The sequence below is a fragment of the Pantoea sp. X-Soil-TKNS-1279 genome (genome assembly GCF_059730565.1).
The window spans coordinates 3271135-3295768 of record NZ_AP035948.1; the positions used below are offsets into that span (position 1 = coordinate 3271135).

Annotated in this window: 24 protein-coding genes; 17 read left to right on the forward strand and 7 right to left on the reverse strand. The window is 52.6% G+C overall.

Annotation, left to right across the window (positions count from 1 at the left end; genetic code table 11):
* Positions 1–263 precede the first annotated feature (263 nt).
* The 10 genes from AC6I8N_RS15310 (at position 264) to AC6I8N_RS15355 (ending at position 11023) form a co-directional block, all read left to right on the forward strand.
* Positions 264–1742, forward strand: coding sequence for a UbiA family prenyltransferase (locus AC6I8N_RS15310; protein ID WP_497829409.1), 1479 nt, complete (start codon positions 264–266; stop codon positions 1740–1742).
* The gene (locus AC6I8N_RS15315) at positions 1736–3028 is read left to right on the forward strand and encodes an FAD-binding oxidoreductase (protein WP_497829410.1); all 1293 of its coding nucleotides are present in this window, start codon (positions 1736–1738) and stop codon (positions 3026–3028) included. The genes AC6I8N_RS15310 and AC6I8N_RS15315 overlap by 7 nt, the downstream gene beginning before the upstream one ends.
* On the forward strand, positions 3029–3781 hold the full coding sequence (locus AC6I8N_RS15320) for an SDR family NAD(P)-dependent oxidoreductase (RefSeq protein WP_497829411.1): 753 nt from the start codon (positions 3029–3031) through the stop codon (positions 3779–3781).
* A complete protein-coding gene (locus AC6I8N_RS15325) occupies positions 3781–6159 on the forward strand; it encodes a hypothetical protein (RefSeq protein ID WP_497829412.1) in 2379 nt (792 codons plus the stop codon). Before AC6I8N_RS15320 ends, AC6I8N_RS15325 begins: the two co-directional genes overlap by 1 nt.
* Positions 6160–6162: 3 nt before the next feature.
* On the forward strand, positions 6163–7101 hold the full coding sequence (locus AC6I8N_RS15330; RefSeq protein WP_021184407.1) for an NAD-dependent epimerase/dehydratase family protein: 939 nt from the start codon (positions 6163–6165) through the stop codon (positions 7099–7101).
* A 1-nt stretch (position 7102) separates the two neighbouring features.
* On the forward strand, positions 7103–8413 hold the full coding sequence (locus tag AC6I8N_RS15335; RefSeq protein WP_021184408.1) for an NAD(P)/FAD-dependent oxidoreductase: 1311 nt from the start codon (positions 7103–7105) through the stop codon (positions 8411–8413).
* Positions 8410–8799: a GtrA family protein gene (locus AC6I8N_RS15340; protein WP_036626490.1), complete on the forward strand. Its 390-nt coding sequence runs from the start codon at positions 8410–8412 to the stop codon at positions 8797–8799. The genes AC6I8N_RS15335 and AC6I8N_RS15340 overlap by 4 nt, the downstream gene beginning before the upstream one ends.
* A complete protein-coding gene (locus AC6I8N_RS15345) occupies positions 8796–9800 on the forward strand; it encodes a lysylphosphatidylglycerol synthase transmembrane domain-containing protein (protein ID WP_497829413.1) in 1005 nt (334 codons plus the stop codon). Before AC6I8N_RS15340 ends, AC6I8N_RS15345 begins: the two co-directional genes overlap by 4 nt.
* A 93-nt stretch (positions 9801–9893) precedes the next feature.
* A complete protein-coding gene (locus AC6I8N_RS15350) occupies positions 9894–10250 on the forward strand; it encodes a KPN_00521 family repetitive protein (protein WP_021184411.1) in 357 nt (118 codons plus the stop codon).
* Between the two features lie 116 nt (positions 10251–10366).
* Positions 10367–11023 (forward strand): epoxyqueuosine reductase QueH, encoded by a 657-nt coding sequence (locus AC6I8N_RS15355; RefSeq protein ID WP_036626493.1) that lies wholly within the window; start codon positions 10367–10369, stop codon positions 11021–11023.
* Positions 11024–11032: 9 nt separating this feature from the next.
* Here AC6I8N_RS15355 and AC6I8N_RS15360 read toward each other — a convergent pair whose 3' ends face one another.
* Positions 11033–11551 (reverse strand): TetR/AcrR family transcriptional regulator, encoded by a 519-nt coding sequence (locus tag AC6I8N_RS15360; RefSeq protein WP_497829414.1) that lies wholly within the window; start codon positions 11549–11551, stop codon positions 11033–11035.
* A gap of 55 nt (positions 11552–11606) precedes the next feature.
* Positions 11607–11864: a YdgH/BhsA/McbA family protein gene (locus tag AC6I8N_RS15365; protein WP_021184414.1), complete on the reverse strand. Its 258-nt coding sequence runs from the start codon at positions 11862–11864 to the stop codon at positions 11607–11609.
* Here AC6I8N_RS15365 and AC6I8N_RS15370 point away from each other — a divergent pair.
* Positions 11863–12168 (forward strand): hypothetical protein, encoded by a 306-nt coding sequence (locus tag AC6I8N_RS15370; protein ID WP_497829415.1) that lies wholly within the window; start codon positions 11863–11865, stop codon positions 12166–12168. The genes AC6I8N_RS15365 and AC6I8N_RS15370 overlap by 2 nt on opposite strands.
* A 101-nt stretch (positions 12169–12269) precedes the next feature.
* Here AC6I8N_RS15370 and mgtA read toward each other — a convergent pair whose 3' ends face one another.
* The gene (gene mgtA / locus AC6I8N_RS15375) at positions 12270–14993 is read right to left on the reverse strand and encodes a magnesium-translocating P-type ATPase (RefSeq protein WP_497829416.1); all 2724 of its coding nucleotides are present in this window, start codon (positions 14991–14993) and stop codon (positions 12270–12272) included.
* 712 nt (positions 14994–15705) lie between these two features.
* Here mgtA and AC6I8N_RS15380 point away from each other — a divergent pair.
* Genes AC6I8N_RS15380 through AC6I8N_RS15400 form a run of 5 tightly spaced genes read left to right on the forward strand, consistent with a single transcriptional unit; the run spans position 15706 to position 20673 of the window.
* Positions 15706–17274 carry an ABC transporter substrate-binding protein gene (locus tag AC6I8N_RS15380; RefSeq protein WP_021184417.1) on the forward strand — a complete coding sequence of 523 codons (1569 nt, stop codon included), beginning with the start codon at positions 15706–15708 and terminating at the stop codon, positions 17272–17274.
* Positions 17274–18326, forward strand: a complete 1053-nt coding sequence (locus AC6I8N_RS15385; RefSeq protein ID WP_497829417.1) for an ABC transporter permease — start codon at positions 17274–17276, stop codon at positions 18324–18326. The genes AC6I8N_RS15380 and AC6I8N_RS15385 overlap by 1 nt, the downstream gene beginning before the upstream one ends.
* Positions 18323–19180, forward strand: a complete 858-nt coding sequence (locus AC6I8N_RS15390; RefSeq protein ID WP_208723760.1) for an ABC transporter permease — start codon at positions 18323–18325, stop codon at positions 19178–19180. Before AC6I8N_RS15385 ends, AC6I8N_RS15390 begins: the two co-directional genes overlap by 4 nt.
* Positions 19170–20003, forward strand: a complete 834-nt coding sequence (locus AC6I8N_RS15395) for an ABC transporter ATP-binding protein (protein WP_021184420.1) — start codon at positions 19170–19172, stop codon at positions 20001–20003. The genes AC6I8N_RS15390 and AC6I8N_RS15395 overlap by 11 nt, the downstream gene beginning before the upstream one ends.
* Complete coding sequence (locus tag AC6I8N_RS15400) at positions 19996–20673, forward strand: ABC transporter ATP-binding protein (RefSeq protein WP_497829418.1); 678 nt, start codon at positions 19996–19998, stop codon at positions 20671–20673. The genes AC6I8N_RS15395 and AC6I8N_RS15400 overlap by 8 nt, the downstream gene beginning before the upstream one ends.
* Before the next feature lie 57 nt (positions 20674–20730).
* Here the strand turns inward: AC6I8N_RS15400 and AC6I8N_RS15405 are convergent, their stop codons facing one another.
* The 3 genes from AC6I8N_RS15405 to AC6I8N_RS15415 are packed head-to-tail and all read right to left on the reverse strand — an operon-like array spanning position 20731 to position 23294.
* On the reverse strand, positions 20731–21516 hold the full coding sequence (locus AC6I8N_RS15405; RefSeq protein WP_021184422.1) for an ABC transporter ATP-binding protein: 786 nt from the start codon (positions 21514–21516) through the stop codon (positions 20731–20733).
* A complete protein-coding gene (locus AC6I8N_RS15410; RefSeq protein ID WP_497829419.1) occupies positions 21516–22361 on the reverse strand; it encodes an ABC transporter permease in 846 nt (281 codons plus the stop codon). The genes AC6I8N_RS15405 and AC6I8N_RS15410 overlap by 1 nt, the downstream gene beginning before the upstream one ends.
* Positions 22362–22382: 21 nt before the next feature.
* A complete protein-coding gene (locus AC6I8N_RS15415; RefSeq protein ID WP_235056588.1) occupies positions 22383–23294 on the reverse strand; it encodes an ABC transporter substrate-binding protein in 912 nt (303 codons plus the stop codon).
* Positions 23295–23560: 266 nt separating this feature from the next.
* Here AC6I8N_RS15415 and speG point away from each other — a divergent pair, with 266 nt between their 5' ends.
* Positions 23561–24106, forward strand: a complete 546-nt coding sequence (gene speG / locus AC6I8N_RS15420) for a spermidine N1-acetyltransferase (protein ID WP_021184425.1) — start codon at positions 23561–23563, stop codon at positions 24104–24106.
* Between the two features lie 39 nt (positions 24107–24145).
* Here the strand turns inward: speG and AC6I8N_RS15425 are convergent, their stop codons facing one another.
* Entirely contained in the window at positions 24146–24565 is a 420-nt protein-coding gene (locus AC6I8N_RS15425) for a peptidase associated/transthyretin-like domain-containing protein (RefSeq protein WP_021184426.1), read from the reverse strand.
* Between the last annotated feature and the right edge of the window lie 69 nt (positions 24566–24634).

Sequence of the window (24634 nt, forward strand, 5' to 3'; positions counted from 1 at the left end):
TGACTTAAGTCGACATCATACAACAATCACATCATCAATTTATTCCGACCTATCTATCGCTCATGCAATGAAATCCGAAATGCGCACAATCTTATCTCAGCGGTCTTTTTGTAGCTTAATTTTTTCGGGGAGACGGTGATGTCTACCTCTAATACCGCTTAATAAACACGTAAAAAAGAGTACCGATTATTGATTTAACTCAGCCATCAAAGCATGCATAAATGATGACGTTCCCCTCCCCATTGTTTTAGAATGAAGAGTTTATGAGGTCATTCGCCTTCTTAAAATCTATCGCTGGGAGAGTTGTTTTGATTGGGAAACCACTTGTAGTGGATTTGGATGGTACGTTAATCCATTCCGACATGCTGCACGAATCTGCATTAAGGGTGTTTAGGGATAGCCCGTTTGAAACGCTCCGCATTCCATTCCTTCTATTAAAGGGCAAGGCTTGTCTAAAACAGCACCTTGCTTCACGAGCTGAATTTACTCCTAAGACTCTCCCATACAACGAAGAGTTACTTGAATGGCTCAAGCAACAGCGTGAAGAGGGCCGATATCTGGTTTTGTGTACGGCATCTGATAAATCGATTGCAGACCGTATTGCGGAACACTTAGGCATTTTCGACGAAGTTATTGCCAGCGATGGGGTGTCGAATATTGCCGGGGAACACAAAGCAGCTGCTTTAGTGCAACGCTTCCAACAACATGGCTATGATTACGCTGGAAATTCCTCGACGGATTTACCGGTATGGTCGCAAGCGCATAAAGCCATCGTTGTTAATGGGTCAAACGAACTGGTGAAAAAGGCCCAGGATATTGCAACGGTTGAACGCGTATTTCCTAAACGAGAAATCGGCTTTTCCGCATGGCGTCGGATGTTACGAATTCACCAATGGCTAAAAAACCTTCTCCTTTTAGTGCCATTGTTTGCAGCACATGATGTGAGCAATGGTGAGGCATGGCTTTCTCTGCTGTTGGCATTCATTGCGTTTAGCCTTTGCGCTTCATCAGTGTATATCGCCAACGATTTACTCGATCTTGACAGCGACCGCCTACATCCCCGAAAACGAAACCGACCGTTTGCGTCAGGCCTGATACCCGCCTGGATAGGCGTATTGCTTGCGCCACTGCTACTGATCATCAGTCTGGCCGTAGCCGGGTTAGTAGGGAAACACTTTTTATTCTGGCTGCTGTTCTATTTCGCCCTGACCTGCGCCTACTCATGGCTACTCAAACGACTGATGTTGGTTGATTGCCTCACTCTGGCAATGCTGTATACCTTGCGAATTGTTTCTGGTGCGGCGGCTGTTGGTCACGATCTCTCATTCTGGCTGTTGGCTTTTTCGGTATTTCTATTCCTTTCTCTCGCATTCGTTAAACGTTATGCAGAATTGGAACTTCAACTGCTCAGCGGAAAAGAGAAAATTCATGGCCGTGGATACCATACCGCCGATGCACCTTTGATTCAGACTATGGGGATTGTGGCTGGTTACTCATCTGTTTTGGTACTCGCGCTATATCTGAACAGCGATGCTGTGCTGAAATTGTACGCCGCTCCTGAACTGATTTGGGGAGCCGTACCTGTCATGTTGTTTTGGGTAAGCTGGATGTGGATGCAAGCCCATCGAGGCAAAATGCACGATGACCCACTGGTCTTTGCAGTGAAAGATCGTGCCAGTCTCAGCGCGGGTATTATATTTGCCGCTATTTTGGTTGCCGGCACAGTGGGGGTTTCATGGTAACGATAAACTCATGGGGTCGCCTGTCTCGTGAAGAACACAACGTGGTGGCATTGAGTGACCGTGGTCAGATACAGGCTTCTCTCACCACTCCCGGTCTGGCTCATGGCATGGGACGCAGCTATGGCGATGTATGCCTAAATCCGCAGGGGGAGATCTGGATAACAACCGGACTTGACCACTTTATCGCCTTTGATGAAAGCACAGGGCGTTTGGTATGCGAAGCTGGAGTCTTGCTCCAGGACATTCAGAGGCTGATGATTCCGCGTGGCTGGATTCTGCCCGTTACGCCAGGGACTCAGTTGGTGACCGTTGGCGGAGCCATCGCCAATGATGTACATGGTAAAAACCACCATGTGGTGGGTTCATTCGGGGATCACATTAAAAGTCTGACCCTGATCCGGACCAATGGCGAAACGATCGAATGTGGCCCAGACCAGCATCCTGAATGGTTTTCCGCCACGGTGGGTGGCGTTGGTCTCACTGGCGTGATCGCTTCAGCCGAAATACAGCTTCGTCCGGTTGCGGGTCCATGGGTCGATACCGAGACCATTGCGTTTGACAACCTTGATGAGTTTTTCCGACTGTCGGACACGTCAGAAGCCCAGTGGGAGCATACCGTTTCGTGGATCGACTGTATCTCAAAAGGCGGCGGCCGCGGTTTATTCATGCGCGGAAATCCGGCTGATACAAAGGATCGTAAGGAACCGAAGGCTGGCAAACTCACGATGCCCATCGTGCCCCCGGTCTCAATGGTTAACCGCCTGACACTTCGTCCTTTCAATATGACCTACTACCACCTCAAAAAGTGGCAGGCAAAAAGGGAACTCGCTCATTACGAGCCCTTTTTCTATCCCCTCGATAATGTGCTGCACTGGAACCGGATGTACGGTCCCAAAGGTTTCTATCAGTACCAGAGTGTGGTACCACGCGAAGTGGGACAAGATGCAGTTCAGGCGATGTTGAAAGAGATAGCACGCTCTGGAGATGGCTCCTTCCTCGCAGTACTCAAAACTTTTGGTAACCGACAGCCCCTTGGTATGCTGAGTTTTCCACAGCCGGGGGTCACTCTGGCGTTGGATTTCCCAAACCATGGAGATCGCACGCGCAAACTGTTCGAGCGACTGGATGCCATCGTACGTGAAGCGAAAGGCCGTATCTATCTCGCCAAGGATGCGCGCATGCCGAAAGAATTGTTCGAAGCTGGCTATCCACGCCTGGCTGAATTTATCCAATACCGAGACCCGGGCATCAGCTCTGGCCTCTCACGCCGCCTAATGGGAAGTTGAATGAAGCTTAAGAAAAAAATCGCCATCATTGGTGCTACTTCTGCGATTGCTGAACAATGCGCACGACTGTGGGCGAAAGAGAATCCATCAGAGATTGTTTTGGTCAGCAGGAATCAGGAAAAAGCCGAACGTATTGCTTCAGATCTCAAGGTGCGTACCCCGGATGCAGTAATTACCAACCTTCAGGTAGATTTTCTCGATGCGGGCCAAATTCAAGAGCTGATTCATCAAATCTACCAGTCAGGCAATGTTGATGTGGCACTTATTGCGCACGGCTCCCTACCTGACCAGGAAGCATGTCAGAATGATCTCGTCCTGTGTCGGGAAGCTCTGGATGTCAATGGTATTTCGCCGGTGCTGTTTGCCGAGGCGTTTGCCATGCAGATGCAAAAGGCCAATAGTGGAACGCTCGCGATTATCGGTTCAGTCGCGGGTGACAGAGGCAGGAAATCTAACTATACCTACGGTGCCGCTAAAGGGTTGGTTGCAGGCTATGTACAAGGTTTACAACACCGCTTTGCAAATACGAATGTAAAGGTGGTTTTAATTAAACCAGGGCCAACCGATACACCAATGACCGCACATCTCAAACAATCCGGTGCCAAACTCGCCCCCGTTGATCGCGTGGCAGCGGAGGTTGTACGCGGCATTGAAAGCGGGCAACGTGTTATATACACGCCAAAAATTTGGTCAGTAATCATGATGGTTATTCGCAATTTGCCACATTTCGTATTTAAAAGGTTGGATATTTAATGTCAGGATTGAAACCTAATACGGCTTCAGGAAGAAGCGCCAGCCTTATTAATAACCGTGCTATAAAGGATGCCGTATTTTTACTGGCTCTACTGTTGGTAGCAATTGTGGTTATTGTTCCTTTGTCGCCAAGAATGCCATGGTCAGGTCTCGACCCATCATGGATGTATGGGATGAACGAGGCAACTGCTCAGGGAATGTCTTTCGGCAAAGACATCGTCTTTACCTTCGGCCCATACTCTTCAATTTATACAAGAAGCTATCTTCCAGCCACCGATCACTTGATGATCTGGGGGTCGCTCGTTCTGGCAGTTTCCTTTGCCGTTGCTGTCTGGCTTAACTTCAGGACGGCGGGATGGGCTTTAAAAATTGCATTACTGGTTACCCTGAGCGCATTAACATATAGCCGCGATGCTCTATTCTTCTTTTATACAATGTTGGTAGGTATTCAGGTCTATCACTGGGCAATGGCATTCGATGCAAAGCAGGTTGCAGGATCAAAAGGTTTCGCTCTCAACGCAGTTTTGTTTGTGCCCTTTGGTTTATTGCCACTGATTAAAGGCTCGACGCTTGCTGCATGCATAGGAATTTCTTTTCTTGCGTTTGCTTTGCTGGTGAAAAGAAGGCAATGGAAACTCTGTCTTCTGATTGGCGCAACAATTTTAGTTTCGATGATGGTTTTTTGGGTGCTTTCCGGACAACCGTTAACCGGTCTTGCGGGTTATTTTATCGGGATGGCACCCATTGTTAGCGGTTACACCGAAGCTATGGCAATAAAAGGGACTTCGCGTGAATACATTATGTATTTGCTGGCGACAGTCGCCCTTGTTGGTTTTCTGCTACGTGGCACGCGGGGTTCTTATTACGATCGAACGATTGTTGCATTTGTTTTTTTAGGCATCCTCTTTTTGGCTTTAAAAGCGGGCTTCGTCAGACATGACAGTCATGCGAACATTTCTGGAGCGATGATTCTGCTGGGAGCATTATTGGCAGGAACGCTACTCTCAACCAGAATCGCCCCCCCCCTCCTCGCAGTCTGTTTGCTGGTGTGGGGTTACATCGATTTTTCCTATGCCCAAAACCCCATTGAAAGCATTGGAGCCAATACCAAGAACACGTTTTCCGGCGCATGGAATGGGCTAAAACAGCGCGTATCGACACCCCAGGCACTGACAAACGATTTTAACGATCGGATAAACCAACTGAATAAGCTTGGAGCCATTCCGAAGTTGGAAGGAACCGTTGATATTTATTCCTACGATCAATCTTATCTGCTCGCGTCTGGAAATAAGTGGGACCCACGCCCTATCCTGCAAAGTTATTCGGTCTACACCCCTAAACTGGCCGAATTAAATAAGATGCACCTTCTTGGAGACAATCGACCAGATAATGTTATCTTCAACGTTCAACCTATTGATAATAGGTTACCGACGCTTGAGGATGGTGCAAGCTGGCCTATTTTGCTGTCCAATTATGAACCAACCGCATTTTCGGGTGGTTATTTGTACCTTAAGCACCGAAACACCCCCACGCCATCAAACGAACCACTAAAACCAATCGGTGGAGGCGTTTACTCGTTTGGTGAGCAGATCAATTTGCCTGAATCTGACAAACCGCTATTTGCGAAGCTTGATATTCGCAAAAGCTTAGCGGGTTCGGTCATGAATACGTTATTCAAGACAAGCCAGCTTGAGATGAAACTGACGATGCAAAATGGCATCACTCGCAACTACAGAATCATCTCGGGAATGACGGAGTCTGGTTTTATTATTTCACCACTTATCGAAAATACTGAAGAATTTGGATTACTTACCTCAGATGCGCATACTCTCAATGATAAGAGAGTGAAATCGATTGAGATTTCTGCAACAAAACTGCCCTTTCTTTGGAAGCGGTCGTTTAATATCGAATTCTATCCGCTCGATTACCCGTCCTCACGGGATTTCATTGGTAAAATGGGTTTTGCTAAACCTCTGTCGGGATCCTTTGACAACGCCACATTAGTTCAACAATGCAACGGGAGTATTGATTCTGCGAATGGCGTCTCTCCATCATCTGGCACCATCAAAGCTTCATCATTACTCAACATTCAAGGCTGGCTGGCAGCTTCCGTTTCCCCTGCCGAAGTCCCGGATAATATTTATCTGGTACTAACTGATAGTGAAGGAAAACGTCATTTGTTTGATACTGAGCATGTAACGCGCCCAGACGTTGGTGAGTACTTCAAACAACCCTCATTGAACTCTTCCGGTTACCAATCGACCGCTGATGTGTCAAATTTAAATGGGGACTACAAGTTGGGACTTGCATACGCCAGAGACAATGAACTCTTTGTGTGCCCCCAATTCAACGTCCCGGTCAAGATATCTCAGGAGTAAATTTTGTTGCAGAAAAAGATAATACTTTCTGGCGGGGCTGGTCTGGTCGGTCAAAATTTGGTGGCCCGACTCAAGGCAAAAGGCTATTCAAACATTGTTGTTCTCGACAAGCATCGTACTAATCTGGACGTGCTGAAACGAGTTCAACCCGACATCACTGTCGAGTATGCCGATCTCGCCGAACCCGGCCAGTGGCAGCAGCACTTCGTAGGGGCGGATGTCGTGGTGATGTTACAGGCTCAGATTGGCGGTAACGATTATCAGGAGTTCGTGCGAAACAATATTGATTCGACCCGCCTCCAACTGGAAACCATCAAAGCGAACAACGTACCCTACATGGTACAGATCAGCTCCTCGGTCGTGGAATCGGTCGCTGATGATTTCTATACCAACACCAAAAAGGAACAAGAGAAAATGGTGTTGGAATGTGGTATTCCCTGCCCCATTCTGCGCCCCACCTTGATGTTTGGCTGGTTTGATCGCAAACACCTGGGCTGGTTATCACGCTTTATGAAGAAGGTCCCCGTGTTTCCGATCCCTGGGGATGGTCGCTACATGCGACAGCCACTTTATGTCGGAGATTTTGCCAATATCATTATCAGCTGCATCGAGAATGGCATTCGCGATGGCGTGTATAACATCTCAGGCCATGAAAAAATCGACTATATCGACATGATTCGCGAGATTAAACGCGCAATTCGGGCCAAAACGATAATTTTACGCATTCCATATTCTCTTTTTTATGCCCTGCTGTGGGTATGGGGCAAGTTTGATAAAAACCCGCCTTTTACCACCCAGCAACTGGCGGCTTTAACGGCGAAGGATGAGTTCGAGGTGATTGATTGGCCCGGTATTTTCGGTGTTCCTTACACCCCTTTCAGTGCGGCTGTGGAAGAAACCTTTAACGATCCGCGCTATAGCGGTGTAGAGCTGGAGTTTTAAGATGGGACAACGCATTGCGGTGTTGGGCGCGGGTCCAATGGGTTTAGCAGTAGCCTACCAGTTAGCGCTTGATGGTCATCAACCCGTGCTTTTTGAAGCAGACGATCGTGTGGGTGGCATGACCGCGACATTTGATTTTAGTGGTCTGGATATTGAACGCTACTACCACTTTCATTGCATCTCTGATCATGCCTTTTTGCAGGTACTTGAAGAATTAGGCATTGCCGATCAGATGAAGTGGACGGAAACCAAGATGGGCTACTGGTATCAGGGACGTTTGCAGCCCTGGGGAAACCCGGTTGCCCTGCTCAAATTCCGTGGTTTAAGCCTGATGGCTAAATTCCGCTATGGCTTACATGCTTTCCTGTCGACCAAACGCGACGACTGGCGTCCACTGGATCATGTGGAGGCAAGTGGCTGGATCAAGCGCTGGGTGGGTGCAGAGGCCTGGGAAGTTTTGTGGCGCCGACTTTTTGACTACAAGTTCTACGACTATGCCCAAGGTTTGTCAGCAGCCTGGATTTGGAGCCGTATCCGTCGTATTGGCCGTTCCCGTTACAGTTTGTTCCGTGAGAAACTGGGTTACCTTGAAGGGGGTTCAGCCACGCTGTTAACCGCACTGAAAAGTGCCATCGAGGCCAATGGTGGCGAGATAAGACTGAAGTCACCTATCGAGAAGGTAGTCATCAACAATGGCAAGGTGGCTGGCGTGCAAGTAGCTGGTCAGCTTGAATCCTTCGATAAGGTGATCAGCACCATTCCGCTGCCTTATGTCTCTAAACTTATGCCAGATTTACCCTCAGATCTGTTGGCTAAATTCAGTGCCACCAAGAACATCGCGGTGGTCTGCGTAATTGCCAAACTCAGAAAAGCAGTAACAGAGAACTTCTGGTTGAACACCAATGACCCGGAGATGGATATCCCAGGCCTGGTGGAGTACACGAACCTGCGTCCACTCGACCAACATGTCGTGTATGTGCCGTTCTATGTGCCGGGCGAGCATCCCCTGTATGCTGAGTCTGATGAGGCTTTCCTGACTAAAGTGCGCAACTATCTCAAGAAGATCAATCCGTCGCTGACTGATGATGATTTTATTGACATGCGTGCCAGCCGTTATCGCTACGCACAGCCGATCTGCGATCCCGGATATCTGGAAAAATTGCCTCCAGTCGCCTTACCCGTGCAGGGACTGTGGGTGGCGGATACCTCTTACTACTACCCGGAAGATCGCGGCATTTCAGAAAGTATCGGATTTGGCCGACAAATGGCGAAGATGGCCACCCCGGAAAACAAGGAGTCTCCTCAGCCATGATCTCGCCACAATTCCTGCGATTTCTAGTCGCTGGAGGAATCGCTGCCGCAGCTAACTTTGGTTCACGATTCGTCTTTAGTATGTTTGTCGGCTACGGCTTCGCGGTTTTTTTTGCTTACCTGGTCGGTATGCTGGTGGCTTTTCTGCTGATGCGCGGGCATGTTTTTAATGCAAGTCAGGGCCCGCTCGCACCACAGGTATACAAGTTTGTGGCAGTGAACGTTTTGGCCGTTATTCAGACATTGGCGATCAGTCTGCTTCTGGCTCGCTGGTTATTGCCATCGGTTGGTATCGTGGATCATGCTGAAGCGATAGGCCATTTGGCCGGTGTGCTGGTACCGGTGGTGACCAGCTACTTTGGCCATAAGCTTTTAACCTTTCGATGAACAAGTTCTTTACTCGACTCCAGGGTGCGCTGCATGAGCGGCGCATCATTCGCGCCATTGTCTGGTTTGTCACTATTGGAGTAATGCTTTATCTGGCGGCTGTTTTCTGGTCCGGGTGGCAGTCGACGGTAGAAGCATTCTCTGCGCTAGGACTTCAGACGTTGGTGATCAGTGCCGTTCTGTCGAGTAGTTCTTATTTATGGCGCTTCGGACGGTGGGAGTATTCTCTTCATTGTCTCGATAATGTCGTCCCCAGATTTACCCATCTCGGCATTTATATGTCCGGGCTTGCCTTGACGGCCACACCAGGGAAATCCGGCGAAACATTTCGTTCTGCTTTGTTGGTCCCGCACGGCGTGAAGGTTACGCACAGCCTCGCCACGTTCCTTGTTGACCGAGGGTCAGATGTATTGGGGATGATTTTGCTGGGTATGCTGGCCGCCATGATGGCAGGGCAGTCGCTGGCTTGGGTATGGCTGTTGGCGTTCGCTGCTATTCTGCTGGGAAGTTGCGTCTTTGCGTACGCCCTTTCACACCCTATGGTCAGTACCGGCTGGAACCGACTGGGTCGTGCAGTGACATGGTTGCCAATCAAAGGTGGGCAAGCGACGCTTGAAGCCTGGGCTCAAGTGTGGAAACCCACCAGAGTTTCGGCTTTCTCGGTTGTCGCGATGGTAGCTTATGGCACGCAGGCTCTGGTCTTTGCCTGGTTCTGCCAGATCCTGGGAACAGGCATTTCAAGCGCTGACTGCGTGTTAATCTTTGTGCAGGCAACGTTGTTCGGCGCAGCAAGTATGATACCAGCCGGACTTGGCGTCATGGAGGCCGCACTGGTTTTTCAGTTGGTGGCGCATGGTGTCAGCGATGGTACGGCGATGTCTCTTGCCATCTCCATTCGTCTGGTGACGCTATGGTTTGGGATGTCATTGGGTGCGCTCTCTTTGTTGCTGTTGTCGGGTCGGGACCTGAGCTCAAAACAAGGCCCCACCAGAACACGATGATTCATTTACAGTTTATTCCTAAAGCCAGATGTTATTGAGCGTGCCATTGTTAACTACAGTCATAACAATGATGACTTTGATGAGGGAATATTCATGAAAAAGACAATTATCGCTTTATCAACATTTCTGCTGGCTTCGTCGGCATTTGCCGCTACCACACACGCAACAGATAACGATGTGGCCAATGCACAGGCTGGCGCAAATACGGCTAAAGAGAAACTGCATCAGGCCCAGGATCAGGGCGCTGAGCTGAAACTCAAGTCCAAACATGCCGCTGAAGGAAAGAGCGACAGCCTGAGCAGCAAAGCCAGCGAAGGGACGCAAAAAGCCTGGCATAAAACCAAAGAAACCACGGAAAAAGGTGTGGATGCCACCAAAGAAGGTGCGCAAAAAGGCTGGAACAGCACCAAAGAAGGTGCCAGCGAACTGAAGAAAAAAGTGACCGAATAATGCTCACAGAGGCCGCAGCGAATGCGGCCTTTTTTATTGCCATAATCCTCAATTTTGCTTCCCGACGACATAGCGCTTACACTGGTGTTTTCCATTCATAACCATTAATCATTCTTATGTCAGACACCTTCACTCGCCAACCTCTTCCCCTGCCAAATGGTCACAACAAAGTGCTGCTGCACTCCTGCTGCGCGCCCTGTTCAGGTGAAGTGATGGAAGCGATGCTGGCTTCCGGTATCGACTACACCATCTTTTTCTACAATCCGAACATTCATCCGCTGAAAGAGTACGAACTGCGCAAAGAGGAGAATATCCGCTTCGCCGAACAGTTTGGCGTACCTTTTGTTGATGCAGATTATGACAAAGACAACTGGTTTGAACGCGCGCGCGGTATGGAGTGGGAACCGGAGCGTGGGGTGCGTTGTACCATGTGTTTTGATATGCGTTTCGAACGCACAGCGCTGTATGCTTATGAACATGGTTTCCCGGTAATTACCAGCTCCCTCGGCATCTCTCGCTGGAAAAACATGCAGCAAATCAACGATTGTGGCGTACGAGCCGCAGCGCGCTATCCCGACATGTTGTATTGGGAATTTAACTGGCGCAAAGGTGGTGGCTCGGCACGTATGATTGAAATCAGCAAGCGCGAACGTTTTTATCAGCAGGAATACTGCGGCTGTATCTATTCGCTACGCGATACCAATCGTCATCGCGTGGCCAGTGGCCGTGAACGCATTGAAATAGGCGTACAGTATTACCAGCCAGATGAATAAAGCCAAAGATTAACTTTGCAGGATGCTGGTGAAAAAACGCTGCACCAGCGCCGCATCCGGTTTTTTTCCTTCCTGAATGATGGAACGTAACAGCCAGGCGTCGGTAAAGGCGACTACCGCCTCGGCTTGCTGCGCAGTCAGTGCAAAATGTTGCTGTAAAATATGCTGGTGGCTGGCAATCCATGCGGCAGCAGCCTGACGCAGACGTGGACGTGATACCGCCGCCACAAATAACGCGTACTCACAAATTAGCCTTTCGCGTTCATCCAGAGTCCAGAAAAGAAATTGGGTTAGTTGCTGCGCGACAGAGTTTTCTTCCATTGCACCAAACCACGCGTGCGTCTGCTGCGTAAAGCTCTCCACCGCCCGTTCAATTACCGCCGCATGCAGTTCATCCAGGTTTTTAAAATGATAGGTGACGGTGCCTGGTGAAATCGCGCACTGTTCAGCCACCGCACGGTGAGTACAGGCATACAGTCCCTCCAGGCGGATAATCATCGCCGCATGATGCAAGATCGAATCACGCATCTGTTCACCACCGGCGCGCCCAGCCCTTTTTCCGTCACCTGACATTTGGCTCACCTTATTTCAATAGCTCGGCAGTGCCTGAAAAGGTGTTCTTACCATTGGCAGAAGTGATATGAAATGCCGACGCACCGGCAAGGTCAGCTTTCTGCCCCAGTGCAGCCACCAATTCATCCAGATTACGGGCACCGCTGGCGCTGATATGTCCAACCACCTGTTGCGTACCAGGCATTATCACTTCCGTCGCCGCCAGAGAAGAAGCACTGACTGCAACCAGCGCACCCGCCATCATCATTTTCACAAGGATATTTTTCATGTTTGCTCCAATTAACAGGGAAATGTTGGAGCGCATGGTAGAGCGGTACTCAGACAAACATAACCCCGCCCTACTGACAAACTTATTCACTAATATTGAACAACAAAACACAACAAAATTACCGTACGGCGTACAAATTACAGCACTAAAACCCAACCATGAGCTGAATGACATGGCTATGCAGCCAAAACCTCTGCTAATCGTACTGGCGTACAACCAAATCGTGTCAAGCCTTCTCGATATGCAGCAAAAAAAGCAGCGTTTCGCGCGGAAACGCTGCTTGATAAAAAGCCCAAATGGTTAAATTCGTTAGCGAATCACCACGGTTAACAGCACAATCATCACCATGATGATCAGGCAATGGCACACCACTTTATCCAGTTTGCGCATCATGCCTCCCTGGGGTTAGAACCACTGACCAAAACGTTTGATGTAGAGGGTTTTCATTCCCTGGGCAACCAGGCAGTAACCCAGCAAGGTGGCAACCAGCCACGGGAAGTAAGCCCACGGCAACGGGACCAGTCCCACCGTGGCACCAAGCGGTGAGAACGGCAGCAATATCCCCGCTACCATCACACAGGCCGTCGTCAGCAGCACCGGTAACGCTGCGCGGCTCTGAATAAACGGGATCTTTTGCGTACGCAGCATATGTACCACCAGCGTCTGCGACAGCAATCCCTCGACAAACCAACCGGACTGAAACAGCGACTGCATGGCCGGAGAATTAGCGGCAAACACATACCACATCACCGCAAAGGTGGTGATATCGAAGATCGAAGATGTCGGCCCAATCCACAACATAAAACGTTTGATGTTACGCGCATCCCATTTACGCGGTTTACGCAGAAACTCGCGGTCCATTTTGTCCCACGGTAGTGCCAGCTGCGAGACGTCATACATCAGGTTCTGAATCAACAAATGAATCGCCAGCATTGGCAGGAATGGAATGAACGCACTCGCCACCAATACCGAGAACACGTTGCCAAAGTTAGAGCTGGCGGTCATGTTGAGGTACTTAATGATGTTGCCGAAGGTTTCCCGTCCTTTCATCACCCCCGCTTCCAACACCATCAAATCTTTTTCCAGCAGGATAATGTCAGAAGACTCCTTGGCGATATCTGCCGCACTGTCCACCGAGATGCCAACGTCGGCATCGCGCAGTGCCGGAGCATCATTGATACCATCGCCGAGAAAGCCTACGGTATGATCCTGCTGCTGCAAGGCACGCAAAATGCGCGATTTTTGTAACGGCGTCAGTTTGGCAAACACCGCGCTACGTGCAGCAACTGTTGCCAGCTGCTCATCGTTCATTGCCGCGATATCATCGCCGGTGACAATGGTGCCGCAGTCGATGCCCACCTGCTGGCAAATACGCGCCGTGACCACCGGATTATCCCCGGTCAACACTTTCACGCTGACACCATTCTCCTGAAGAGCGGTGATGGCTTTCGCAGCGCTCTCTTTAGGCGGATCGAGGAACGTCAACAACCCTTCCACCGTCAGCCCCTGCTCATCTGCCACGCTCAACGCATGTTGTAAGCCCGGATCAGGCAGCACACGACTGGCTACCAGCAAGACCCGGAATCCTTGTTGGTTGTACTGATGAGCCAGCGCCAGTAGCTCCGCACGGCGGGTTTCATTAAGTGGCTGGATCAGTTTGCCTTCACGTTCAGCGACGGAAATGCTCAACATCTCTTCCACCGCGCCTTTACAGATCAACAGTTGCTGGCCGAGACGACGATCGCCCACCACCACCGAGACACGGCGACGGACAAAATCAAACGGCAGCTCATCCACTTTGCTGTAATAATCGGCCACCGCATGGCTGACGCGGGTTTCACCGTAGCGCAGAATCGCGCGATCCATCAGGTTGGGCGTGCTGCTCTGATAATGGCTGTTCAGCCAGCTCAGCATCAGGACGCGTGAGTTCTCGACACCAGCGCAATCCAGATGATGCTCCAGAATGATGTTGTCCTGGGTCAGTGTGCCGGTTTTGTCAGTACACAGGATGTCCATCGCTCCGAGGTTCTGAATCGCGTTCAGACGCTTCACAATCACTTTGCGGCGCGACATGGCGATGGCCCCTTTCGCCAGATTGGAGCTGACAATCATCGGCAACATTTCCGGCGTCAGACCCACCGCCACCGCCAGTGCGAACAGGGTGGCATCCAGCCAGTCGCCTTTGGTCAGGCCATTGATCAGCAGCACCACCGGCACCATCACCAGCATAAAGCGAATCAATAACCAACTGACGCTATTCACACCCCGGTCAAAGGCAGTTTGCGTCCGGTTGCCAACAATGGATTTCGCCAGGCTGCCAAAATAGGTTTCTTCGCCAGTTGCCACCACCACCGCTTTAGCGGTGCCGCTGGAGACATTGGTGCCCATCAGACAGACGCTACCTAACTCCAGCAAAGATGCGCCCTGCTGGCTTTCGCTGCTGCTTTTACTCGTCACATTGCCGGTGACATCATATTTTTCTACCGGGAGAGATTCGCCAGTCAGAATCGCCTGGCTGATAAACAGATCGCGTGAATCCAGCAGGCGCACATCAGCCGGGACCAAATCACCGGCAGACAGCCAGATAATGTCCCCTGGCACCAGCGTGGTGATATCCACTTCCTGTTTGCGGGCGGGTTGCTGTGCCGATTCACGACGCTGCACCGTGGCAGTGGTGCGAACCATCGATTTCAATGCCTGGGCGGCTTTATTGGTGCGAAACTCCTGCCAGAAGCGCAGCAAACCGCTGAGCGTTACCATCGTTACAATGATGATGACACCGGTCAGGTCAGTCTCCTCCCCACGACGCGCGGGCAGCCAGAAATCGGTAACGAAACTCACCAACGCCAGTACCATCAGGACATAGATAAACGGGTTGTTGAATGCCTGGACCAGTTGCACCAACGCCGGTGGCGCTTTGTCATGAGCCACCTGGTTGTAGCCAAATACCGCGAGGCGCGCTTCGGCTTCGTTGTGGCTCAGCCCCTCGGCATCGCTGTGCATGCGCGCGAGGGTTTCGTTGGCGGTGTAAGTCGCTTCTTCTTCAATCAGATAGCGAGGAGTTTTCTGGCGTGGTGGACGTGCCAGATTCAGCACACTTTTTTCATTATTGAGTTTCATGTCAGTCATCGTGACATTCCTCTTTTTTACGGCGATAAATATCCCTGCATGTCAGGCATGCATTATTGGGGTGCAAATTAACGGCTGAAGGTTATTTAGAAAAAAATAATCTGTCGGGAATTTTCATATATCCTCCCGGAAATAAAGAATAAACAACCCACCTGCCTCACAGGCAAGAAGCTGAACTTAAAATGTGGGTCTGCACACGACAGGCGCAGTAAAACTCAGCACACTGAAGATCAGTGTGCGCACCGAGGTGGAGGGAAAAGTGCGTGTAAAATCATATGCATGACGTTAACCCCCGAGCATTAGCCCGTAACAAATCCATATAAAAGGGAACAATCGTCAGAAATGAGAGAGGATTGCTGCCCGCCGACTCCGGCAAGCAGCAACAAAAGAATTCGTGCGTCAGCTTGCCTTGTGTAATGTTAAATAAGGGTGACTGTCCAACTGAATTCTCCTGTTTGAAGTTGCGGCCATTATATTCTCGAGTCGGGTATTGTAAAGTTAATTATTCGGCCATCGGCTTCCGTTTAATTTCCGTTGTAAATTACCGGATACGCCGCAGCCGAATGTTAAGGTTTCGCAAAACCGTTAACCTCCTTATAACCGTAACGTTAGTCTTAGAACAGATAAGCATATGCATAGCCAATAATTGACTATTCTTCATGGCAGCGCTTTCGTAAACTCGCGTTACTTTTTTATAAGGCAAGGAAATCACATGAAAAAAATAATCCCCTCCCTGCTGGCGTTATCGATGGTAGCCGCATTCACAACCCAAGCCGCTACCCCGAAAGATACGCTGGTGATTGCCCAATCTACCGACGATGCCGACAGCTTTGACCCGGCGAAAGGTTTTGAGCTGACCACGGTGCAGGCGTTTACTAACCTTTATCAACGATTGGTCCAGTCTAATCCGCAGAATCCGACCGAACTGCAACCGACACTCGCCACCTCGTGGCAGCCAGGCAGTGACAATCGCAGCCTGACCTTTGAACTGCGTAAAGATGCCAAATTCTCCAGCGGCAACCCGCTGCGCCCGGAAGATGTGATCTTCTCGCTGGGCCGCGTAGTGAAACTGAACCTCGATCCATCCTTTATCCTGACCCAGCTGGGCTGGAACAAAGACAACGTCGACAGTTTCCTGACCAAAGTCGACGATAACCACGTCAAAATCAGCTGGAGCGCCAACGTCAGCCCGGCCTACGTGCTGAGCCTGCTCTCAGCACCGGTTTCTTCAATTGTTGATGAGAAAACCGCGCTGGCGCATGAAAAGAATGGCGACTTCGGTAATGGCTGGCTGGCGACCAACTCCGCAGGCAGCGGTCCGTATCAGATCCGCAAAGTGGTACTGCATGAAGTGGTGCTGCTGACGGCTAACCCAACCTCGCCGGCTGGGGCGCCAAAACTGAAAAATATCCTGATCAAGAACGTGCCGGAACCGGCCGCCCGTCGTCTGCTGCTGGAACAGGGTGATGTGGATATCGCACGTAACCTCGGCGCTGACCAGATCGCCGCGCTGAAAGGCAAAGCGGGCGTCAAAACCGAAGCCATTCCGATGGCCTCGCTTTACTACATCCAGTTCAACGTCGGTTCCGATCCGGTGCTGAAAAACCCGGCCCTGTGGGAAGCGGCACGTTACCTTTTCGACTACAAAGGTATCGCTAACGACCTGCTGAAAGGTCAGTTCGAAGTGCACCAGACCTTCCTGCCGAAAGGTTTCCTTGGCGCGCTGAACGATACCCCGTACAGCTACGATCCGGAAAAAGCCAAAGCGATTCTGAAGAAAGCCGGTCTGACCAACGTCAGCTTTACCCTCTCCACCAGCAACCAGCCGCCGTATCTCGACATTGCTCAGGCGTTGCAGGGCAGCTTTGCCAAAGGTGGCGTGAAAGTTGAAGTCCAACCGGGCCTCAGCTCTGAAGTCTCCACCAAAGTGAAGGCGCATCAGTACCAGGCCACGCTGAATGCCTGGGGTGCTGACTACTTCGACCCCAACACCAACGCCGCCTCTTTTGCTTACAACCCGGAAGATGGCAGCAAAACCATCGCTTACCGTTCCGACTGGCATATCCCGGAGCTGAGCAAGCAAACGCTGGCGGCCACCGCCGAGAGCGACAACAACAAACGTGTTGAGCTGTACCAGGCAATGCAGCGTGAAGTGTTGAAGAACTCACCGTATGTCATCGGCTTGCAGGCACGTAACCTGATTGCGTTACGCGATAACCTGAAAGGCTATGTGCAGGGGATCAACCCGGATATGGTGTATTACTCACAGGTCACCAAGTAATGGCGGCGTCAGCCCCACAGGCCGGGTTCGCCCGGCCACTCTGGCAACGCACCAGCCGATTGCTCACCAGCCTGCTGTCGTTGCTGGTGACGCTGATCGGCCTGCTGGCCTTTACCTTTATGCTGTCGCATCTGTCGCCGGTCGATCCGGTACAACAGATCGCGGGCGATCACGCCAGTGAAGCCACCTATGCCCAGGTGCGGCACGATCTCGGTCTCGATCAACCGGTGCTGGTGCAGTTCTGGCGTTATATCAGGCATCTGGCACAGGGTAATCTTGGGCTGTCCCACCTGACCAATCAGCCGGTAAGTGCCGACCTGATGCGCACCTTCCCGGCCACCATTGAGCTGGCAACCTGTTCGATGATTTTTGCCGCCGTGTTCGGCGTGGCGCTGGCATTGCTGGCTGCATGGAAACCGGGCAGCATCATCGACAACGTGGCACGTTTTATTTCACTGCTTGGCTACTCGGTGCCGGTGTTCTGGCTCGGCTTGCTGGGCCTGCTGCTGTTTTATGCCGTGCTGCACTGGTCTGCCGGACCAGGACAGTTAGACGACATCTGGATTTATACGCTGGAGCCAAAAACCGGCTTCGTGCTGATCGACAGCTGGCTGTCGGGCGATCCTGAGATGTTCCGCAACGCCATTGCCCATATCTGGCTGCCGGTGGTGATCCTCGGGCTGCTGGCGATGGCAGGGATTACGCGCCTGTTGCGTGCCGCGCTGCTGGAAGAGAGCAGCAAGGAGTACGTCATCCTGGCGCGCGCCAAAGGTGCTGGCCGCACACGTATTCTGCTGCGCCATATCTTTCCTAACGTGCTGGGCACGCTGATTACCGTTATCGCCCTCTCATACGCCACCTTGCTGGAAGGTTCGGTGCTGACGGAAACCGTTTTTGCCTGGCCTGGTGTTGGGCGTTATATGACCAATGCCTTGTTCTCCGCCGATGTTCCGGCGATTCTCGGCGCCACCTTGCTGATTGGCAGCTGCTTTATCCTGCTCAACGCCGTGGCCGACGCCCTGACCTGGTTAACCGATCCGAGAACCCGATGACTCAACAACTCTCTGAACTGGAAACGTTACGCCCGCGCCGCAGCCGTCGCCGCATCACCTCCCTCAGCATCGGTTTAACGCTGGTGGGAATTCTGCTGGTGATGGCGATCTTTGCCCCGTGGCTCGCCCCTGACGATCCCAATGTGCAAACCATCGGTATGCGTCTGCTGCCCCCTTCGGCCGCCCACTGGTTTGGCACCGATGGTTTTGGCCGTGACCTGCTGTCGCGCGTGATTTACGGTACGCGCCCAACGCTGATGCTGGTGACGCTGATTTTGGTGCTAACCATTCCGGTGGGTCTGCTGGTCGGTATCACCGCCGGTTACGTTGGCGGCTGGACTGAACGCGTTTTGATGCGCATTACCGACATCTTTCTCTCGCTGCCTAACCTGGTGATCGCACTGGCGTTTGTCGCCATGCTTGGCCCCGGCCTGATGAATGGCGCATTGGCGCTGGCGCTCACCAGTTGGCCGCCATTTGCCCGTCAGGCGCGTGCTGAGACTCTGGCACTGCGCCGCAGTGATTACCTCGCCGCAGCGCGTATGCAGGGCATTACCGGCCTGCGTCTGATGTTTGGTCATATTCTGCCCCTCTGCCTGCCCACCGCCGTGGTGCGTGCTGCACTGAGTCTCGGTGGCATCATTCTTTCCGCTGCCGGTTTGGGCTTCCTTGGTATGGGCGTGCAACCGCCGACCGCCGAATGGGGTTCGATGGTGGCCGAAGGCAGTAAAGTGATTTTCGACCAATGGTGGGTCGCCGCTGCGCCTGGCGGGGCTATTTTACTTGCCAGCCTGGCATTTAACCTGACAGGCGATGGCCTGCGCGATCAACTGGATACCCGTCATGCCAAATAATCTGTTAATTGATGCGCAGGGACTGACGATCCGTAGTGACGATGCCCTGCTGGTCGACAACATTCACTTGCAGCTGGGCCGCGAACGCGTGGCGCTGGTCGGCGAATCCGGCTCGGGTAAATCCCTCACCGCCCGCACCCTGATGGGCCTGCTGTCGCCGTCGCTGCATTTGCAGGCCGAACGTTTGCAGGTGGTTGGAGAAGATGCGTTGCAGATGCGTGAGCGTGACTGGAGCCGACTGCGCGGTAGCAAGGTGGCGATGGTGATGCAGGACCCGAAATATGCCCTCAATCCCACGCGCACCATTGGCTGGCAGGTGGAGGAACCGCTGGTGTTGCACCATCGTCTGAGCCGCGCCGAGCGCAAAGAGAAGGTGTGCGAGATGCTGGATGCGGTGGGCCTGCCCGATCCGCGCCAGCTGATGAAGCGTTATCCCCACCAGCTCTCCGGTGGTATGGGGCAGCGCGTGATGCTGGCGATTGCGCTGATCACCGATCCCGAACTGCTGATCGCTGATGAACCGACCTCTGCGCTCGATCATGCAATGCGCGATCAGGTGCTGGCGCTGATTCGCCGTCTGGTGGAACAACGCAATATGGGGCTACTGCTGATCAGCCACGATCTGCAACAGGTGTCGGAACACTGCGAACGGGTGATGGTGATGTACAAAGGCCGCCTGCTGGATACGCTGCCAGCGGCGGAGTTGTCCCACGCCAGCCATCCTTATACCCGCACGTTGTGGGCCTGCCGCCCGAGCAAAGCCACTCATGGTACAGCACTGCCGGTGCTGGATCGTGCCGCCCTGGAGCAGAAGCATGATTGAGTTATCCAACCTGAGCGTCTCCCATAAGCAGGGCTACGAGCTGCGTACCGTGGTGCATGACGTCACCCTTAACGTGAAGGCTGGCGAGTGTTTTGGCCTGGTTGGCCCTTCTGGCTGCGGCAAATCATCGTTGCTGTGGGTGATTGCCGGTCTGAATCCCCACTGGTCCGGCAGCATGGCACTGGCAGGCACCCGCGTGCAGCCCGGTAAGCCCTTTACCGGCCAACTCCGCCGCGATGTGCAGATGGTGTTTCAGGACCCCTATGCTTCGCTGCATCCACGCCACCGGCTGCGTCGCACCCTGGCCGAGCCGCTGAAGATGCTGAAATACGACCATATCGATGATCGTATTAACGAGGGCTTTCGCCATGTCGGTCTTGATCCGGCATTGGCGGATCGCTATCCACATCAGTTGTCCGGTGGTCAGCGCCAGCGCGTGGCGATCGTGCGCGCCCTGCTGTTGCAGCCGAAGATCCTGTTACTGGATGAGCCGACGTCGGCGCTGGACATGTCGGTCCAGGCAGAAATCCTTAACCTGCTGAACGAGCTGAAGCGCGATGATGGACTGACGATGGTGCTGGTAAGCCACGATCCCGATGTCATCGACCATATGTGCGATCGTGCGGTGCGTATGGCTCAGGGGCGGATAGTTGAACAGTTAAGTGCATAAATTTCCGTCGCGGCGCGATTCATCGCGCCGCGACGGGTGGATTCATCGCGCAATCCATTAATGCGCCATCGTTTGCAGCGTTTCGCTGCGAATCGACTCAGTTATCTCCGCCTTCAGCGTCATAAATTCCGGTGAGGTTTTGATGGTGTAATCCCGTCCACTGTTAAAGTTCACCGCCACTTCCTGCTTGATGCGACCCGGCCTGGCACTGAAAATCGCCACTTTGTTCGCCATAAAAATCGCCTCGTCGATATCGTGGGTAACAAACAGTACCGTCTTACGCGACTGCTCCCACACCGATAACAACAGTTCCTGCATCATCACGCGCGTCTGATTATCCAGCGCACCGAACGGCTCATCCATCAACAACACTTTGGGATCGTTCGCCAACGCGCGGGCAATGGCGGTACGCTGCTGCATCCCGCCCGATAGCTGGCGCGGATAGTGCTGTGCAAAACCGCGCAGACCCACCTGCTGGATATAGTAATCGCTGCGTTCTTTCTGCTGCGCCGTGCTTAAGCCCCGCTCACGCAGGCCGAAGCGAATGTTCTCCTCCACCGTCAGCCACGGGAACAGCGTGTAGCTCTGGAACACCATGCCCCGGTCAGCGCCAGGGCCATCGACCGGTTGTCCATCCAGCCAGATCTCCCCGCGCGTGGGGGTATCCAGCCCGGCGATAATGCGCAGCAATGTTGATTTTCCACACCCCGATGGCCCAAGAATGGTAATGAAATCATTCTCTTCTACCTGATAATGAATCGGTTGCAGCGCCTGGGTCTGTTCGCCTTTCGGCCCGGTAAAGACGCGCTCCACTCCGCGTACATTCAGCTTGCTATGCTTCATCACAGGTTACTCCATGCAAACAAGCGCCGGTTGGCGACTTTGAACAGATAATCCGACACCAGACCGATACAACCAATCACGATGATGCCAAAGATAATTTGCCCGGTATTCAACAGCGCCTGGCTGTCGACGATCATATGACCGATGCCGCTTTCCGAGCCGATCAGCTCCGCGACGATGACGTAAGTCCAGGCCCAGCCCAGTACCAGCCGCAACAGCTCCGCAATGCCTGGAGCGGAGCCCGGGATCAACACCCGACGCACGATCGAGCGATTGCTACACCCCAGCGTGTAGGCCGCTTCGACCAGATCACGCCGCGCGCTGCTGACAGTGACCGCCACCATCAACACAATCTGGAAAAAGGAGCCGATAAAGATGACAAGGATCTTTTGCATCTCACCAATACCGGCCCACAGGATCAGCAGCGGCACAAACGCCGAAGCTGGCAGATAACGGCAGAAGGAGACAAAAGGTTCGAGAAAGGCTTCCCACATTTTGTACGCGCCCATCATGATGCCGAGCGGCACACCAATCAGCGCCGCCAGCAGAAATCCGGCCAGTACACGCATCACCGTCATACCGATATCCAGCGAGAAATTATATTCGGTGAACAGCGATACGCCCTGCTCCAGCATGGTGATCGGGTCGGCCAGGAAGGTAGGCGAAACCATGCCACTGAAGGTCACCAGCGCCCACACCGCGACAAAAAGCACAAAGAATCCCACGCCGAGGCTAATTCTCAGCCGGGTTGAGATCGCTTTCAACGGCACCATCAGCGGATTGTGCCAGCGACGTGGCGCATCCGGCAGTGCCTCGGGTGGCGTTACGGGTTGGCTTTTACTCATCTCCATCTCCTGTCTCCCTGATTACTGCACGAAGCTGGCGTCGTACAGGCTTTTCACGTCCGGCATTTTCTTGATCACACCGGCACGCAACAGCAGCTTGCCCGCTTCATCGCTAAAGCTTTCGATCTCACCGTTAAAGAATTTTTTGTTCTCTTCCGGGCCTGCCCAACGCAGGTAGCTGGCAGATTCGGCAAACTCTTTACCGCTGGATTTCACCGCCGCCCCCATGATTTCGTTCGATTTATCTGGCTGTTGTTTGATCATCTCCAGCGCATCGTAGTAGCTCGCCACCAGCGCTTTGGCTGCCTGTGGATGCTCTTTCAGGAAAGTTGGCGTGCAGCCGAGGGTATCCATCACCATCGGGTAGTCGAGGGTAGTGGCAAGGATTTTGCCGGATTTCGGTTGATTACGGATCACCGACAGATAAGGTTCATAGGTCACCGCCGCATCGTTTTGCCCGGCCGCGAATGACTGGGCCGCGGCCTGCGGTGCCATAGTCGCCAGATGGACGTCTTTCATCGTCAGGCCGTTTTTATCCAGCATCCACGCCAGCAAGAAGTAGGGTGAGGTGCCCGGCGCATCAACCGCAATGGTTTTGCCTTTCAGGTCTTTGATGCTGGTGATGTCGCTACGGGTTGCCAGACCATCAGCGCCGTAGGATTTGTCCAGCTGGACGATCTGTTTAATCGGCACACCGGCTGCATTCCACGAAATATAGGTTTCTACCGTGGTTGCCGCGCACTGAATGGTACCCGATGCCACCGCCAGATGACGGCTGCTTTGCGGGATCATTTTTACATCAACATCAAGGCCATGTTTTTTGAAGATTCCGGCTTTGTCGGCCAGGGTCAGAGGCGCAAACCCGGTCCAGCCGGAAATCCCGATTGCCACTTTAGTGTCGGCTGCCTGGGCGCTCAGCACGCCTCCTAACATCACTGCTACGGTTAACGCACGAACTGCATGTTGCACTGGCTTACCCATCTTCCACTCCTGTCAAAAAGGTGATGAAAAACAACAGTTGTATAGGCTTATCTATACAAGCAAAGCAATGGCTGTGCCAGGAAGGAGATTGAGTCTGTGCGGTGGCGCACGCGGATGATCCGAAAATGCGCTGCACCGTCACGGAGCAAGTTTGCAAACGTAACAACCACTTTGGTGCAGCTATACTCGCCACATCTCAGTCAAAGAAGGAATGCCGTATGACGGTCAAATTGCGTCCGCTGGAGCGGGAAGATCTGCACTTTGTGCACCAGTTAGATAACAACGCCAGCGTGATGCGTTACTGGTTCGAGGAGCCGTATGAGGCCTTTGTTGAGCTTTCGGACCTGTACAACAAACATATTCATGATCAGACCGAACGCCGTTTCGTGGTTGAGCATGATGGACAAAAAGCCGGGCTGGTGGAGTTGGTCGAGATTAATCACGTCCATCGTCGCGCTGAGTTTCAGATCATTATCGATCCGGCGCATCAGGGCAAAGGTCTGGCAAGCCAGGCGGCGAAGCTGGCGATGGATTACGGATTTTCGGTGTTGAATCTCTACAAGCTCTACCTGATTGTCGATCAGGAGAATGAGAAGGCCATCCACATCTACACCAAGCTGGGATTTGAGGTGGAAGGGGTGCTGAAACACGAGTTTTTTATCAACGGCGCCTACCGCAACACCATCCGTATGTGCATCTTTCAGCAGCAGTACCTGGCGCAGCATAAAACGCCGGGGGCGATGGTGAAACCAACCGCCCAGTAACGGCGCGATTTATCGCGCCGTTACGGTTCTTGCGTAGCATTAACCGCGCGCGCCCACTGGGTTCAGGAAAGGTTTAGGGTTGGCTGGCTTCAGGTCATACATGCCACCGTAGAAGGGATCGACCAGCAGCCAGCCAGGGAAACCAAGCAACGGAATATTACCCAGCAGATACCATAAATTGGCGCTGCCCTCGATCGGCATCGTCACCGGCACATAGCCCGGTCTTTCCAGCATCACCTGATAATGTTTCTTGCCAAAATAACGACCGGTGGATTTCGCCAGCTCAACGTTTTGCGGCGTAAAGCCCTGCGCCACGGCATGGCCGGTCTCATCCTGCACGGTAAAACGCGCGCCTTGTGGCACGGAGTCGATTCGTACCGATTGCGTTTCGGTGCCAACAATGGTCGCACAGCCGCTTAACAGTAGCGCGCAGGCAGGAAGGAGATGTCGCAGGTTCATAGCAGGTCCGCTTCAGAGTCAGAAGGGACAGTCTAAACTGCCCTCCCGCCCTTTTCACTCGCCTCAATC